At 40.2% G+C, this 271-nt stretch carries 1 protein-coding gene; it reads right to left on the reverse strand.

The features are described from left to right. Positions 1–209 (reverse strand): reverse transcriptase domain-containing protein (locus GJQ66_RS12695; RefSeq protein WP_268866092.1); only part of this gene is annotated, 209 nt, incomplete at its 3' end. Positions 210–271 lie beyond the last annotated feature (62 nt).

Below are 271 nucleotides of genomic sequence, written 5' to 3' on the forward strand. Positions count from 1 at the left end.
ATTCCTTTGCTGAATCCATTGTTTACTAAGAATTCTGAAAGTGTGTCATACCAGGCTCTTGGAGCTTGCTTCAGCCCATATAGTGCTTTGTTGAGTCTGAATACCTTGTCCAGTGCTAGTTTATCTTCAAAACCAGGTGGTTGCTCAACAAACACTTCTTCTGATATGACACCATTCAGGAATGCACTCTTGACATCCATTTGATACACAATGAAATTCTTGTTTGCTGCATATGCAAGAAATAACCTGATGGCTTCCAGTCTAGCTACTG

It is taken from the genome of Microbacterium sp. ZXX196 (genome assembly GCF_009709595.1).
GTDB classification, from domain to species: Bacteria; Actinomycetota; Actinomycetes; order Actinomycetales; family Microbacteriaceae; genus Microbacterium; species Microbacterium excoecariae.